The sequence below is a fragment of the Streptomyces sp. NBC_00425 genome, assembly GCF_036030735.1.
In the GTDB taxonomy this organism is placed as follows: domain Bacteria; phylum Actinomycetota; class Actinomycetes; order Streptomycetales; family Streptomycetaceae; genus Streptomyces.
The window spans coordinates 6,038,740-6,054,389 of record NZ_CP107928.1 but is presented as its reverse complement, the minus strand read 5'-3'; the positions used below and the strand labels follow the sequence as shown (position 1 = coordinate 6,054,389).

At 67.6% G+C, this 15,650-nt stretch carries 8 protein-coding genes; 6 read left to right on the top strand and 2 right to left on the bottom strand.

Annotated features, from left to right (window positions below):
• The first annotated feature begins 722 nt into the window (after positions 1 to 722).
• Genes OHS82_RS26415 through OHS82_RS26400 form a run of 4 tightly spaced genes read left to right on the top strand, consistent with a single transcriptional unit; the run spans position 723 to position 12,488 of the window.
• The gene (locus tag OHS82_RS26415; RefSeq protein WP_443041048.1) at positions 723 to 5,477 is read left to right on the top strand and encodes a DEAD/DEAH box helicase; all 4,755 of its coding nucleotides are present in this window, start codon (positions 723 to 725) and stop codon (positions 5,475 to 5,477) included.
• Positions 5,474 to 7,378 carry an ATP-dependent helicase gene (locus OHS82_RS26410; RefSeq protein WP_328434669.1) on the top strand — a complete coding sequence of 635 codons (1,905 nt, stop codon included), beginning with the start codon at positions 5,474 to 5,476 and terminating at the stop codon, positions 7,376 to 7,378. Before OHS82_RS26415 ends, OHS82_RS26410 begins: the two co-directional genes overlap by 4 nt.
• On the top strand, positions 7,375 to 10,635 hold the full coding sequence (locus OHS82_RS26405) for a helicase-related protein (protein WP_328434668.1): 3,261 nt from the start codon (positions 7,375 to 7,377) through the stop codon (positions 10,633 to 10,635). The genes OHS82_RS26410 and OHS82_RS26405 overlap by 4 nt, the downstream gene beginning before the upstream one ends.
• Positions 10,632 to 12,488 carry a DUF1998 domain-containing protein gene (locus tag OHS82_RS26400; RefSeq protein ID WP_328434667.1) on the top strand — a complete coding sequence of 619 codons (1,857 nt, stop codon included), beginning with the start codon at positions 10,632 to 10,634 and terminating at the stop codon, positions 12,486 to 12,488. Before OHS82_RS26405 ends, OHS82_RS26400 begins: the two co-directional genes overlap by 4 nt.
• 132 nt (positions 12,489 to 12,620) lie before the next feature.
• Here OHS82_RS26400 and OHS82_RS26395 read toward each other — a convergent pair whose 3' ends face one another.
• A complete protein-coding gene (locus OHS82_RS26395; protein ID WP_328434666.1) occupies positions 12,621 to 13,283 on the bottom strand; it encodes an ATP-binding protein in 663 nt (220 codons plus the stop codon).
• Between the two features lie 215 nt (positions 13,284 to 13,498).
• Between OHS82_RS26395 and OHS82_RS26390 the strand changes: the two genes are divergently transcribed.
• Positions 13,499 to 14,347 (top strand): helix-turn-helix domain-containing protein, encoded by an 849-nt coding sequence (locus OHS82_RS26390; protein ID WP_328434665.1) that lies wholly within the window; start codon positions 13,499 to 13,501, stop codon positions 14,345 to 14,347.
• Positions 14,344 to 14,556 (top strand): DUF397 domain-containing protein, encoded by a 213-nt coding sequence (locus OHS82_RS26385; protein WP_328434664.1) that lies wholly within the window; start codon positions 14,344 to 14,346, stop codon positions 14,554 to 14,556. Before OHS82_RS26390 ends, OHS82_RS26385 begins: the two co-directional genes overlap by 4 nt.
• A gap of 35 nt (positions 14,557 to 14,591) precedes the next feature.
• Here the strand turns inward: OHS82_RS26385 and OHS82_RS26380 are convergent, their stop codons facing one another.
• Complete coding sequence (locus OHS82_RS26380) at positions 14,592 to 15,575, bottom strand: HNH endonuclease (RefSeq protein ID WP_328434663.1); 984 nt, start codon at positions 15,573 to 15,575, stop codon at positions 14,592 to 14,594.
• Positions 15,576 to 15,650: the final 75 nt, after the last annotated feature.

Below are 15,650 nucleotides of genomic sequence, written 5' to 3'. Positions count from 1 at the left end.
GACAGGCTAATTTGACAGGCGACGCCTCGTCAACAAACGCTTGACGAGGCGCACCTGCCGACCGTCGGTCACCGGATGTCCGAATCAGTCGCAATGTACCGACCAAGCACCTGGTGACCGAAATGGGAATTTCCTGTCGCAAATATTTGCTGGAGATCGGAATTTCGACCTCCGGAAATCGGTTCGCGAAATTCCGTACCCCGAACGAGTGAACCTGCTAAGGTCGTTGAAGGCGGTTCTACCTCCTGGCTCAGATATTCCTGAGCGACATACGGCACAGCCATGTCTTCATCGTTGAATTCTCCGGAAATTCTCGTTGAACGAGTCCCCGGAAACGAAAAACAGGAGGAAGCGGAACGTCATGGAAGAATATTCAGGGGAGACCGATCCCCCGTACGCTGTCGAACCTTTTTCCGGGCGCGAGGTCCACTGCCTCGAACTCCAGCACTTATTAGCAGGAGAAGATGCACGGAAGAAGCAGATCTATAATTTTTCCGGGCTCACTCCCGCAGATCTGGACGAGCCCTAATGTTCGGTTCCAGGGTTCACCGAAACCCATGACACCGACCCGAGAAATCCCTGGACGAACCTTCCGGAACCCGTCGGACAGCTCGGCCAGACATCCTCATCTGCGCACTCCCGAGCGGATTCATATCATTGTTTCCGCTCCTGTCCTTTCCGTGTTCCGTCATCCCGCCCACCGCAGGAGCCGTGAAGAAGCAGTGTCCGAGTCATCGTCGCCGCTGTCGCCGGTCATCGCGACCGTTCTGGAACAGTCCTCGCGCGTTCTCCAGACGTATAAGGTCGATCCCGGTCTTATTCCCGAGCACGCCAACAGTGAGCGTCGTATCACCCAGGGTGGGTACGGGGACAGGCAACTGTTCGAGCTTGTCCAGAACGCCGCCGACGAAATCGCCGATGAGCCCGGCGGAACCACTCACGTCGTTCTCACCGCCTCCCATCTCTACTGCGCCAACGAGGGTTCACCGGTGACGGCCGAGGGTGCCGAAACCATTCTCCGTATGAGCATGTCCCGCAAAAGGGGGGGCCAGATCGGCCGATTCGGTGTAGGGGTCAAGTCCGTTCTGGTGGTCACCGATACCCCTCAGTTCTTCAGCACCTCGGGGGCCTTCGGGTTCGATCGCGAATGGGCATGCGAACAGATCCGCTCGGTTCCCGGCGTGCAGGAGCGTCTCGGCGACCGGTTCGAGGCGCCTGTGCTTCGGATGGCCCGCCCGCTCGACGAGGCCGCCGAGCGGGCCGCGGATCCCGTGCTCGACGAGCTGCTCGGCTGGGCCACCACAGTCGTGCGGCTGCCTCTGCTCCCCGGGGCCGCCGGCAGGTTGGCGTTGGACATGCACGGAGGGAAGACCTCCACCGGGGCGAGCCGCGAGGAGTTCCCTCTCGGGTTCCAGCTCCTCTCCCCGCACGTGGCGCGGGTGGTACTGGAGGACCGCAGGACGCTTCCACCGGCCCATCGCGTGCTCACCACCGAGCGGGACGGGAACCTGCACACGGTGCGGGAGGAACGCGCGGGCAGGTCGCCCCGCGACACCCGGTGGCGGGTCTTCACCACCATGCACGAGCCCGGCCTGTCCGCCCGCGCCGACGCCGGTGAACTGCACGACCGTCTCGATCTCGAACTCGCCTGGGCGGTACCGGCGTTCGAGAAGGACACGGACAGCGGACTCCACATCAGTCGGTCACGAGGACGTGGCCGCTTCTGGTCCTTCTTCCCCACCAAGTACGAGATGTCGTTGAGCGGCATCCTCAACGGCGCGTGGAAGACCAACGAGGACCGGCAGAACTTGCTGGACTCCTCCGCGTTCAACGAGGAGATGATCAGGGTCTCCGCAGCCCTGGTGGTCGACTCCCTCCCGGCCCTGTCGCCGGCAGAGGACCCCGCCGCATACCTCCCGCTCCTGCCCGGCCGTACGAAGGAATCGATCAGCTGGGCCGACGACTTCCTGACCCAGGAGATCTGGAAGCGGGCTGCCTGCCGCCCCTCGCTGCCCGATCAGGAAGGCGTACTTCGCGTACCGACCGAACTGCGGATTCCCCCACGCCTCGACAAGGATTGCAGCACGATCTGGGCACGGATGTGGCACGAGACGCCCGGTCGACCGTCGAACTGGCTGCACCCCTCGGCGGAGGTCAACACCCTCCGTTCGGGAAAGGTCCAGCATGTTCTCGACGCAGCCGAGCACGAGCGGTCAGGCGTCCGCGAGTGGCTGGAGGCTCTTGTCTCGGACGGCTCCGCGGTGGCTTCCGCGACCGCCGTCCGCATCCTGGCGGACATGGTCCGGACGGGTTCGTCCTATGTCGAAGAGGCGCGCAGGGCACGGATCGTGCTCACCGAGGAGCACGGCCTGGTGCCGCCGGTCCCCGGGCAGGTGTTCCGCCGCGCCGACGACGACGGGCCCCGCGAATCCCTCGTGTACGTGGTGCCGGAGATCTCCGAGGAACCCGAACTGGCCTCCGCCCTCGACGCGCTCGGTATTCGCGAGGCCGATGTGGAGGGCCGTTTCGTCAGCGTCCTCGACCGCGGCCTCGACGGCTACGGCGACGCTGACTGGGAGCGCTTCTGGAACCTCTTCCGTCAAGCCGGCGGCCACCGGCTGATCGACACCGTGCTCCAACACGTACCGGACGTCCCCCGGACCTTGCGGGTGCGGACGGCCGACGGGAGGTTCCGGCCACTGCGCGACTGCATGCTGCCGGGCGCGGTGGTGAGCGCCGAGCGTGACCCGCGCGTCGCCGTCGACATGCGCTTCCACTCCGACGACATCGCGGTGTTCCGCCAGGTAGGGCCGAGGGAACGGCCCACGACGGCACGGCCCGAGGGCGAGGCCTGGTTCGAGGAGTACCGGGAGGCGGTCCACGCGACCTACCTGCACGGGCTGGACAAGCGTGCCCCCAGGCCCACCCTCAACCGATTGAAGGTGGAGGGAGCGCCCATCGGCGGACCGCTGCACCTGTTCCCCTCGCTTTCGGAGGAATCCCGCGCCGCCTTCCTCAAAGCCCTGCCGGACGACGCGGTGGTGGACAACTGGACGCGTCAGATCGGCGCACAGTCGAGCACCCGGCAGGCCGTCGAGTCGCCGATCCGCTGGATGCTCAGGAAGCACGGCACGGTCCTCACCTCCCGGGGGGTCAAGCCGCTGGCAGAAGCGGTCGGGCCTCAACTGGCCTCCTACCGCGACATCCTGCCGGTGGCCGACCTGTCCCCCGAGAAGGCCAGAAAACTGCGGTTGCCGACCACGGTCGACGACGTACCGGCCGAGCTCTGGGCGCCGCTCCTGCTGGAGCTGACCCGCAGCGAGGACGACAGGTTCGTCGGCAACACGTACGTGATGCTCACTCGGCTCGGTGCGGCCTTCCCCGAGGATTCCCTGACCCGCTGTCGGATCGGAGACAGCTGGAGCACTCGCCCCGATGACGAGATCGTCGTCGCCGTCGGCGCCTCCGAGTACCGTGCCCTGCGTGCGGAGCAGCTCCCCGCACTGCTCGTGGGGACGGCCGCCGACGCCGATCTGATGATCGAGCAGTGGGGCATGAGGTCCTACAAGGGTGCGATCACCCGTGAGACCCGTGAGGTCCCGGAAGGCGAACCGGTCCCGCTCGTCGAGCTGTACCCGGCGCTGCGCCAGCGGCTCGGCAGCGTCACGCGCGGCGCTCTGGTGCAGCGGTGCACGAAGTTGGAGGAGGTGACCCGGACGGACAACGGCACCAAGTCCCGCGCACTCGACGCGGTCCGCCAGGGGAACACGGTCAAGGTCCTAATCCCCCTGGAGCGGGAGCCGATGCTCCGTCTGATCGACCGTGAGCTGGAACTCGGACTGGGTGCGAGCGGCTGCCGGGCGGTCCTGGAGCGTGAGGAACAGATGGCACGGGACAGCGCGGTCCAAGCCGCGGTGAAGGCCGTGCGCGACGCGACGGACGTGGTCACCAAGATCGAGTTGCTGATCGGCGCCGAGGCTCTCCGGTCGGGGCTGCCGGACGGTCTGCTGGATGCCGAGGCGGAGGCGACGGGGGGCACGGTGCCGTCCGCACACCGGGTCGCGCAGATGGCATTCAACGCGCGCGGCGACAGGGTGCTGCATCACCACGCCCGTGACATCCAGGGCCGTTTCCCCAACGCGCCTGTCGGTTACGGGGGTTCGGCGGCGGCGATCTCGTTCGTGTCCGGTCTCGGCTTGCCGATGACCTTCGCGGGCTCCCGCACGCCGTCCCCGCCGGCCTCCGAGACTGTCGACGGGCCGCGGGACTTCCCCGCACTCCACGACTACCAGGAGGATCTGGTCCGGAACATCACCACCCTGCTCGACCGACTGGCGCCGCAGCGGGCCATGCTGTCCCTGCCCACCGGTGCGGGCAAGACCCGGGTCACCGCCGAGGCCGTGATCCGCTGGGTGAAGCGGGTGGGCGATCTGGAGGGGCCGCTGCTGTGGATCGCGCAGACCGAAGAGCTGTGCGAGCAGGCCGTGCAGAGCTGGAAGTTCGTCTGGGGCAAGGTAGGTGCGGAACGCCCGCTCACGATCAGCCGGCTCTTGGGAGGCAACGAGGCCGGTGACGTCCAGGGGCACCCGCATCTGGTGGTGGCCACCGACGCCAAGCTGGAGCGGTGCCTGGACGGCGACGCCTACGAGTGGCTGCGGAAGGCCTCCTTGGTCATCGTGGACGAGGCGCACACCGCGATCTCACCGCGATACACCGCCATCCTCGGGATGTTGGGGCTAACGCAGTACGAGACCCGACGGCATCTGCTCGGTCTGACCGCCACCCCGTTCCGTAACAACAACGAGGAGGAGACCAGCCGTCTGGTGGGACGCTTCGGCCGACGACGTCTGGACGAAGGCGTCTTCCCCTCGGGCGACCCTTACCGAGATCTCCAGGAGTGGGGCATGCTCGCCCAGGTCGAGCACCGCACCCTGGAGGGCGGCAGCATCGAGCTGACCAGTGACGAGAAGGTCCAGGCGGACCGCATGGCCATGCTCTCCAGCTCGGCCGAGCAGCGCCTGGTGGAGGACCACGCGCGCAGCCTCCGTATCGTCGAGGAGGTGGCCGGTCTCCCCGAGGACTGGCCGACTCTGCTGTTCGCGACCTCCGTCGACCACGCCAACTCGTTGGCCGCCTTGTTGAACGACCGGGGGGTTGCCTCCGCGGCCGTCGACTCGACCAGCAGCATGCCGGACCGTCGTAGGCGCATCGACGACTTCCGCGAGGGGCGCATCCGCGTGCTCACCAACTACGGGGTGCTGACTCAGGGGTTCGACGCCCCCGCCACCCGAGTCGTGGTTGTGGCACGCCCGGTTTACAGCACCAACGTCTACCAGCAGATGATCGGTCGCGGTCTGCGCGGCCCGAAGAACGGTGGAAAGCCCACCTGCCTGATCCTCAACGTCAGCGACAACATCGCCAACTTCGACACCCAGCTCGCGTTCACCCAGTTCGAGCACCTCTGGAGCCGAAAGTGACCGAGCCCTATCTGGGCAGCCCCCCGCTCACGGACGAGCAGCGGATCGTCGTGGAACAGCCCTGGGGTGCAAGGGTGTTGGTGACAGCAGGAGCCGGGGCCGGCAAGACACACACGCTGGTGCGCCGGCTGGACGCGCTGTGCGGCCACGAGGATCCGGAGGAGGCGTTGGAAGCCGCCGAGATCCTGGTCCTGACCTTCTCCCGGGCGGCCGCCCGCGAACTGCGCGAGCGGATCACCCGGCACGGGGAACGGGCCCGCCGGGTCCGGGCGCAGACCTTCGACGCCTGGGCGTACGGAGTGCTCGCCCGGGCCCGTCCGGACGGGGACTGGGGTGGCACGACCTTCGACGAGCGGATCGCCGCGGCGGTCGACGCGGTGGAGAAGGGAGCCCTGGAGATCGGCGACTCCGATCCGCCCTCCCACGTCGTCGTGGACGAGGCACAGGATCTGCTGGGCGTGCGTCGCGAACTGGTGGAGACGCTGCTCGACCGTTACCGGGACAGTTGCGGTTTCACGGTGGTCGGGGACATGGCCCAGTCCGTGTACGGGTTCCAGATCGCCGACCGCGACGAACGGCTGGACGAGACCGGCCGGTTCTTCGACTGGTTGCGCGTCTCCTACCCCGACGACCTGGTGGAGTTGGAGCTCACCGGCAACTTCCGGGCCACAACCGACGAGGCCCGGGTGGCACTGGCGCACGGTCCGCGTCTCCAACGGCTCACCGATCGGGACGAGGCCGGCGCGCTCTACGGCGAGTTGCGCGACCTGCTTCTGGACCCGGCGAACGGGATCGGCGACCTCGACGACGAGTTCACCCTGTCCGGGCTGCGCGATCTGTCCGACACATGCGCGATCCTCACCCGCGACAACCGGGAGGCCTTGGTGGTCGCCGAGCTGCTGCACGCGCACGGCGTCGAACACCGGTTGCGGCGTCCGCTCGAAGAACGTCCTGTGCCGTACTGGGTGGGCGAGTTGCTGCGTCGTACCGACGCGACCGCTCTCACCGAGGACCGGTTCCGGACCCTGCTCGCCGAGATACCCATGTCGTTCGAACCGGACGTGTCGATGCTGTGGCCCGTCCTGCGGCGGGTGGCCCGCGGGCCCGCGGGGGGCGTGCTCGACCTCGACCGACTGCGGCACGCCGTCGCGGGCGGCAGGTTCCCCGACGAGGCGGCCGATCCCGAACCCTCCCGGATCGTCGTCTCGACCGTCCACCGGGCCAAGGGACTGGAGTTCGACCAGGTGATCCTTCTGGCCCCTCCCAGCGCCGAGGAACTCCACCGCCGGTACGCGGCCGACCTGGATCTGCCCGCCGAGGCGCGTGCCCTCTACGTGGCGATGACCCGCGCCCGACAGGACCTGTATCACGCGAATCCCCCGAAACTGCCGCACTTCAGGCGAACGGACAGCCGGGGCGACGGCCGGCGCTATCTCGGCGGCTGGCAGTCGTACAAGCGATTCGGCATCGTCGCCGAGGCGGGCGACGTGGATCGGGACGACCCGCCGGGAGCCGAGGGGGGCGCCCGCGACATCCAGTCGTACCTTTTGGAACGGGTCGCACCCGGGCACGCCGTGATGCTGCGCAAGCGGCACGACATGCAGATGGGCGAGCGTCAGAGCCCGCCCTACGCCCTGCTGCACGAAGGGCGGGAGATCGGCGAGGCCTCGCGGCGATTCCGCGAGGACCTGTTCCGCGTGCAGAAGGTGAGCAGAACGTGGGATCCGTCCTGGCCTGCCGAGATTCACGGCCTGCGGATCGACACCACGGAAACCGTGACGGGCAGCACCGCCGCCGGCGCCAACGCCGGTCTCGGCGACCGGGGCGTGTGGATCGCCCCCAGGATCACCGGCATCGGACGGTACCGGTGGACGAACCACGACGAGGAGCGGAACACGTGACGAACGGGGCGGACAGGCACGCCGAGCACTACCGCGTGCGAGACGAAGATCTCCTCGTGGGGCTCCGCCGCGAGCTCCTCGGCCCCGCCGAGGACGCGGACAAGGACGAGCGGAACGAGATCCTCACCCAGGACACGCCCGTCGACCGCTACCCGACCGGGGTGTTGTACCCGGGTTCGGCGGACACGGGCGCGACGGAGGCGCGCAAGGAAGAGGCCGCGGAGCAGGACGGCTTGGACGCCGCTCCCGTACTCACCCGCGACAGCGTGGAGGAGTCCGGCGCGGAGCGGGACCCGGGGCGGCCCGGAGACCGTCGGCCCTCCTCCATGGGTCTGACCTTTGCGGTCGACCCGAAGACAAGCAAGAGGATCGTGGTCTCGTCGCGCGCCGCCGCGTACCGTCCCACCGACGCGGAAGGAAGGCCGGTCGAAGCACGCAGGGCCGAGGCCCGCACCCTGTCCGCCCAGCGGGAGCACTGGCGGCGGGAGGAACTCGACCTCCCGGACTACACGATCGACGTCACCGTGCCGGGCAGCGGTGTACGGGCTCGGCTGCACGCCGACAGAAAGGTCGACCTGCACGCGATCGTTCGTCGCGCCGATCCACGAGGAATGGTCAGCGTCACGGTGACCCTGATCAACGCGGAACAGGTCGGCAAGTACGACCTGAAAGACGCGTTCTCCCTGTTCCAGTGCGGTCTTCGGGTCCGCGCCGCCGACGGTTCCACCGCGTTCGTGGAACGCTCCGCCAGGACAGCCTCCCACGACCCGGAGATCGCCATGAGCCGGCTGCTGCACCGGCACGCACCGACTTTCGCCGTCGGGCACGGCTGCTCAGCGGAATGGGACTGGACGCCGTCGCCCATCGGGGTGACCGACACGAACGAAGGCGGCGTCCCCGAGGTACGCAGCCAGTTCGTACCGTCCGTCGAGGTGCTGCTCACCGACTCCAACCCCGAGATCGACAGCTCGGCACTGTCCATGCTGGGGCTGGCGGAGAAGCCCGACACCGAGATCCTGGCCGCGCTGGAGAATCTCGCCTCGGGGTACGAGCGGTGGATCGACCGCAAGCGGGACGAGGCCGCGGGCCTGGCCGGCACGCACCACGAGGAGCCCGCGCAGAAGCAGGTGACAGCCTGCCACGAGGCTCTCGGCCGCATCCGGGAGGGCATCGAACTGCTGCGGACCAAGCCCGACGTGATGCGGGCGTTCCGGCTGGCCAACCGTGTCATGGCCGACCAGCGCGCCCGCAGCGAATGGGTGCGGAAGGGGCGGGTCGGTACGCCCGACCTGGCCAAGGGCCGGTGGCGCCCGTTCCAGATCGCGTTCGTGCTGCTCTGCCTGGCCGGGGTCGACGACCCGGGCCACGACGATCGCAAGCTCTCCGACCTGCTCTGGTTCCCCACGGGTGGTGGCAAGACGGAGGCCTATCTCGGCCTGATCGCGCTCACGTCGTTCCTGCGCCGTATCCGTAAGGGAGCGACCGGCGGTGGGGTCACGGTCATCATGCGGTACACGCTGCGACTGCTCACCCTTCAGCAGTTCGAGCGTGCGGCGATCCTGTTCTGTGCGATGGAACAACTGCGCCGCCGTACGCCGGAACTGGGCACGGAGGAGTTCTCCGTCGGCATGTGGGTGGGCCGTTCGGCCACCCCCAACCTGCTGGCCAAGGCCGACGAGAAGCTCGTCGAGCTGCAACGGAACCTCGGCAAGAGCCTCGCCAGGGAGAACCCCGTCCAGTTGCACGCATGTCCCTGGTGCGGCGAGCGCCTCGACGCGCGCGACTACAGCGTCGACGTCGAAGCCCGGCGGATGTTCGTCCGTTGCCCTGCCCAAGACTGCGACTTCGGCGACGGGCTGCCCGTCCACCTGGTCGACGAGGCGGTGTACGCGGCACGGCCGACGCTGGTGATCGCCACCGTCGACAAGTTCGCGTCGATGCCTTGGCGCCCGGCCACCGCTGCGCTGTTCAACCTGGACGACACCGACGACCCCACTCCGCCGCCCGAGCTGATCGTCCAGGACGAACTCCACCTGATCTCCGGCCCGCTGGGAACCCTGACCGGCCTCTACGAGACGGCGGTGGACGCCCTTGCGAACAAGCCCAAGGTCATCGCCTCCACCGCGACCATCCGTCGCGCCTCCGACCAGGGCAGGCACCTCTTCGCCCGGGGCGTACGACAGTTCCCGCCCGCCGGCCTGGACGCCCGCGACTCGTGGTTCGCCGTGGAGACGCCTCGCGAGGAAAAGGCGACTCGCCGCTACGTCGGCCTCCTGGCTCCCGGTACCAGCCAGTCCACGCTGCTGATCCGCACGTACGCCACCCTGCTGCACCGGGCGATGCACGCGGACACCGAGGACGACAGGGTGAAGGACACGTACTGGAGCCTCGTCGGCTACTTCAACAGCCTGCGGCTGCTCTCGGCTGCGGAACTACAGGTCCACGACGACGTGGTGGCGTACCTGGAGCTGCTCGCCGAGCGCGAGGGGAAGGAGGTCCGACCGATCCCCAACTACTCGGAGCTGACGAGTCGTGTCGACGCCAGCGAGATCCCGACCCGACTCAAGCGCATCGAGAAGCGATACCCCGACGAGGACGCCGTTGATGTCCTGCTCGCCACCAACATGATCGCGGTCGGCGTGGACGTCGACCGTCTCGGCCTCATGGCCGTGATGGGCCAGCCGCAGACCACGGCGGAGTACATCCAGGCCACCAGCCGCGTCGGTCGCGCACACCCTGGTCTGGTGGCGGTAATGCTCAACTCCACCCGCTCCCGCGACCGTTCGCACTACGAGAGCTTCCAACACTTTCACTCGGCTCTCTACCGGGAGGTCGAGTCGACCTCGGTGACCCCGTTCTCCGCGCGCGCCCGCGACCGGGGCCTGCACGCGGTGATCGTGGCTCTGGCCCGCATCCTGATCCCGGCCGCCCGTCCCAACGACGGTGCCGCCAAGGTCGAGTCGTACGTGGAAGTACTCGAGAACAAGGTGAAGGACGTCATCCTCGACCGTGTCGGAACAGTCGACAGCAAGGAGACCACTGCCGTGTCCCTGACGTTCGACGAGTTCCTGACCTGGTGGCGCGACGAGGCCGACCGACACAGCGGCCTGCTCTTCGAACCTCAGCGAGGCAACCGCTCGCCCTCGATCCTGAAGTCGTACGACGACGAGACCGACGGCCCCGAGGCATGGCCCACGCTGTGGAGCCTGCGCGACGTCGACGCCGAGTCCGCACTGTTCATGGAGGGAAACCGATGACCCCGCCCCCCGCCCGCCGCCGACGCACAGGCCAAAGCGGTGCGCCGGCCCACACCCTGCCCCGGCGGGGCTCGGTCCGCCGCGCTCAGGCCATCACCACCTACGGCGTCGGCTCGCTCATTGCGGTCGACCAGGAATCCTTCGTCGTCTCGGGTCTGGACGACGCGGAGAGGAGCTGGCGAACGGACGAGGCACCACGGATCTACGAACGGCGGTTGGCTCGCCTCCTCGGCGTCGGCTACTTCCGGCTGCCCCCCGCGTCCGGCGACGAAAGCAAGGACGGCATGCGGGTCCGGCGCTTCCCTCAGATGCACTCCTGCCCGGAGTGCGCCGAACTCCAGCGACACCGAGACTTCAACCCGCCAGAAGGACGCAGTGCCTGCGGCACCTGCGAGGTCGCCCTGGTCCCCTCCCGCTTCGTCGTCGCCTGCGAAGACGGGCACCTCGACGAGTTCCCGTACTGGCACTGGGTCCACCGGTCCACCGAACCGGGGGCCGGCAGCGAGCAGTGCGGTGGGAGGCTCAAGCTGCGTTCGTCCGGTCGTACGTCCTCGCTCCGCTCGATCGTCGTCTCCTGCGACTGCACCCCCAAACCCGAGGTCTCGATGGAGGGTTCCTTCCGCAAGGCGGCACTCAAGGACCTCGGACTCAGGTGCCAGGGTGCTCGTCCCTGGCTCGGAAACTCAGCGAACGAGACATGCGGGCTGCCCCTGCGTACCCTCCAGCGCGGTTCCTCCACCGTTTGGCAGCCGGTGTTGAAGTCGGCGCTGTCCATCCCGCCGTGGAGCGACGGCCGTTCGGACCCGCTCGCCGAACACTGGGACGCGCTGCGCGAGTGCGCCGACCGCAGTGAGGTGGCGGGGTATCTGAAGGCCGCCCTCAGAGGCAAGGCGCCCATCCCGTTGGAAGTGGTGATGACGCTCCTGAACGCGGAGCTCGAGGAGGACCCCGACGGGGACACGGCTCCCACCTTCGACCACCGCTATCGCGCTCTGCGCAACAAGGAGTACGAGCGTCTACGCGCCGGCAACGAGGAGAGCGAGCACACCCGCGGCGAGCAGTTCCTCTGCGAGCCCCCGGAGGGCGACACGGCCATGCTGAAGCCTCTTGGCGTCAGCGACCCGATGTTGGTCAAACGGCTTCGCGAGGTACGCGCTCTGAAGGCCTTCACCCGGCTCGCCGATCCCGACTCGTCCACCGAGGCGAAGGAGGTGCCGCTCGCCGGCGGCCCTCTGCCGTGGCTCCCGGCGATGGAGGTCCGTGGCGAGGGAGTGTTCCTCCGCCTGGACGAACAACGGCTCGACTCCTGGGAGCGGGCCGTCGGCGTGGCGGACCGCGCGAAACGTCTGCGCAATGCCCATCAGCGCGTGTTGGAAGAGAGGGCGGGCGACCGTCACCAGGCCGTCCAGTCACCTGCTTCCCCTCGCATGGTGCTGCTCCACACGCTTGCCCATGTGCTCATCAACGAGTGGAGCCTGGAAGCGGGTTACCCGGCGGCGGCACTCCGCGAGCGTCTGTACGCGGACGACGACATGGCCGGAATCCTGATCTACACGGCGACGAGCGACTCTGCGGGCAGCCTCGGCGGCTTGGTCGCACAGGGCGAACCGCATCTGCTGGATCAGACGGTCCGCTCCGCCGTCCGCCGTGCCGAGTGGTGCTCCTCGGATCCGCTCTGCATGGAGAGCGGCGTGTCCGGCGTCGGTGGCACGAACATGGCTGCCTGCCATGCCTGCGTGATGCTCCCGGAGACGAGTTGCGAGCACAACAACGTCCTGCTGGACCGGGCGCTGCTCGTCGGCACTCCAGAGGATCCGGACGTGGGGTTCTTCGCGAACCTCCTGGAGCGTTGACACAACATTCGCGGTGAGGTGGCGAGCAGTGGCTTGTCGCCCTGATGCAGACCCGCCCTCCCAGGGCAGGGATGTCGGGTGGCCTGCACGATGCACTTCTGCTCGCCGCGCACGTTCTCGGCGGGGCCGCCGTCAGGCGGTCGATGCGCGTGAGAACCCGTCCCCGCGGTTGCCCCGCTCGACCTCGTAGCGCATCTGAGCACGGTCCAGGGCTTCGTCGGCGTCGCAACCGTGGGCGCGAAGCCAGTGAAGGAAATCCGCGATGGCCGTGATCACCGAATCCTCGTTCACAGCCTTTCCGAGTCTCCCCGGACCGGCTCGGAGTTGCGATTTCCCGTCCGGGCAGGACGCCAACAGAGCCTCGGCGCGCCGGACGCCGGGGTCTTCGACATGGCCGTTCGGCGACGTGAGGCCGGTCGTTAGCTCACACCAGGTGACTTTCCGATCGAGCTGGAGCTGTACGCCCCAGCGTGCGGCAACGGCGTCGACCAAGGCCATGCCTCGCCCGCCCTCCGAGTCCGAGTTCGCGTCAAGGAGCGTAGGCAGGGCTCGGGTGTCAGGATCGTGGACCTCGATGCGCAGATGCACCCCGTTCATCGACACCGCGAGTGTGGCCGGCGTTCCGGGGCCGACGTGCGTGATGACGTTGGCCGCCATCTCGCTGACGCACAGCTGCGCTTCGTCCGTGACCCCGTGCAAGCCCCAGATGCCGAGGTGCAGGCGCATTACCCGGCGAAGGGCTGCAACCTCCGCCGGCTCGGCGGTGAAGGCCAGGTCCCACGGTTTGCGCGTCATGCATGCGTCCTGTCCCACGTAAACCCCTGTCATCGCAGGTGACACCCCATGCAGCACGCAGTGTCACGGGGAATCACGATGAGTTGCTCTGCCTTCAGACTGCAGCTGGCGCATCCCTTTGTGCAATGTGCACGGCGGGATTCCCACTTCCGAGTGATTGGCAAGCACACCCCTTGGCGCGAGACTGAACGCCCGCTACAAGGAACGGGGTTGATATGGCCGGATCACCCACCGCACGCCGTCGCCGCCTGTCGATCGAGCTGAAGAAGCTCCGTGAGCAGTCCACTCTGACCTGTGCCCAGGTGGGCGCGGCCCTGGACTGGAGCGGCTCGAAGGTGAACCGCATGGAGACGGGCAGCGGCCGGGTCCAGCCGTCCGACATCGACGCCCTGTGCCGGTTCTACGCGACCAGCGAAGAGCTGCGCGAGTTCCTCAAGTCTCTGGCCCGGCAGGCCAAGATGCGCGGCTGGTGGCAGGTCCACGGCTCGGGTGTGCCGGAATGGTTCAACATCTACATCGGCCTGGAACAGGAGGCTTCGGCTTTCCGCCAGTACCAGTGCGAGGTCGTGCCCGGTCTCATGCAGACCCACGCCTACGCGTCCGAGCTCCACAAGACCGGTGCGCACATGTCCGCCGAGGACATCGCCAGGGCCGTTCAGGTGCGCATGGAGCGTCAGGCCCTGCTGACCGGGACGGACGCCCCCGAAGCCTGGTTCATCGTGAACGAAGGCGCTCTGCGCAACGTCATCGGCGACCGGGCGCTGATGCGCGATCAGATCGAACGGGTTCTGGACGCCGGCCGTTTGCCCTCCGTGACCGTTCAGGTCCTCCCCTTCGACTCCGGCACCTATCCGGCCACGGGTTCATTCACCATGCTGGGCTTCCCCGCGCCGGAGGACCCCGACATCGTCTACCGGGACGGCATCACCGATGCGGTCTACCTGGAGGGCGAGCATCATGTCCGTGAGTACACCCGAGCGTTCGACGGCCTGCGGGCCGCAGCCCTGAGCCCTCAGCGCTCGGCCCACCTGATTGAAACCGTCTTGAAGGAATACGCACGGTGAGCATTGCAACGCCCAGCGGGAGAAGCCATCCGGTGTGGTTCACGTCGTCGTACAGCAATGGTGCAGGAGGGGAGTGCGTCGAGTGCGCTCTGTCGAGTGAAGGCGCCCTGGTTCGTGACTCGAAGCGGGCAGAAGGGGCTGAGATTGCTGTGCGCGGCGAGGCCTGGTTCTCCTTCATATGTGCTGTGAAGCGGAATACCGAGGACTGAGAGTTCCTCAGGTCGTCTCGCGGAGCCGTATTCCTTCACCAAGTCGCCACGGTCGACTCATAGTGCTCGGCCAGAGCACTCCGGTCGATCAGGTCCGTGTCCGGAATTCGCAGCGCGGCGCCCTCCAGTTCGCTATACGTTACGTAGCCGCCGAGGCTCGGAGCGACTTGGACGATGAAGTCTTCGGGCCTGATGGCCAGGAGGCCGCTGTCGAAGAGGTGATGAATGTCCGAGCGTAGGAGGAGTCCTTCCTCCGCTCTGTGCTGCTCCGTGATCGCGAAGGCTCGGAGATGGGCGGCTTGGAGCACTTCCGCGGGAGCAGGCCCCGTGACCGCGCAGATCATCCCGTAGCGACGGACCAACGCTCGGCGGAACGCATCCTGCCCCCGTCGCACTGCGACCGTTGCGCGCCGACGCCCGCCGGGCAACTCGAAGGGACGAGGCCGGACGCCAGCGGATGACGGCCTGCTGCGGGGAAGCCGGACACCTCTGAGAGACACGGCCGCAAGGACCCCGGAGTAGTCCAGGGCTTTGATCGACTGCTGGTCGGAATTGGTCAAGCTGAGTTCGGAGAGCAGGGCCTTTTCGAGGCAGCCCTCGAGGGCCTGCCAGGTGCCTCCGTAGTGGGCCCGATAGGAGGTCACCTCTATCGTCTCTGTCGAAGGGACGTCGAAAGTCTCTCCGCACGGACTGCACCTGAATCTGGGAAGCACAGAGGTCCGCTCCTTGAAGCCGGTACTCCCGCAACCAGGGCATCTGCTCCGGAGCTTCTCTTGATCCGGAAAGATCTCCAACTGCTCGACGTAGCCGATGCCAAGTGCCTCGCGTCCGCTTCGGACCACCACCAGGTCGTCCAGCGCGACCCGTCGATGGTTGCCCACCGTGGAGTCATAGCTGTAGGACTCCTCGATGACGTCCTCGTAGCCGGTGTTCCCCTGGAACTGTCGGTCCTCGCCGGCGATCAGGAACGACCAAGCCCTGCCGGCCGATTCCCCCGTGACAATCCCTGTCTCGTCCATGCCACGAGCTTATGAGCCGACACTGACATCACACGACGGGGCTGGGTGTCCCGACGTTCCTCGGCCTGTCGTGCA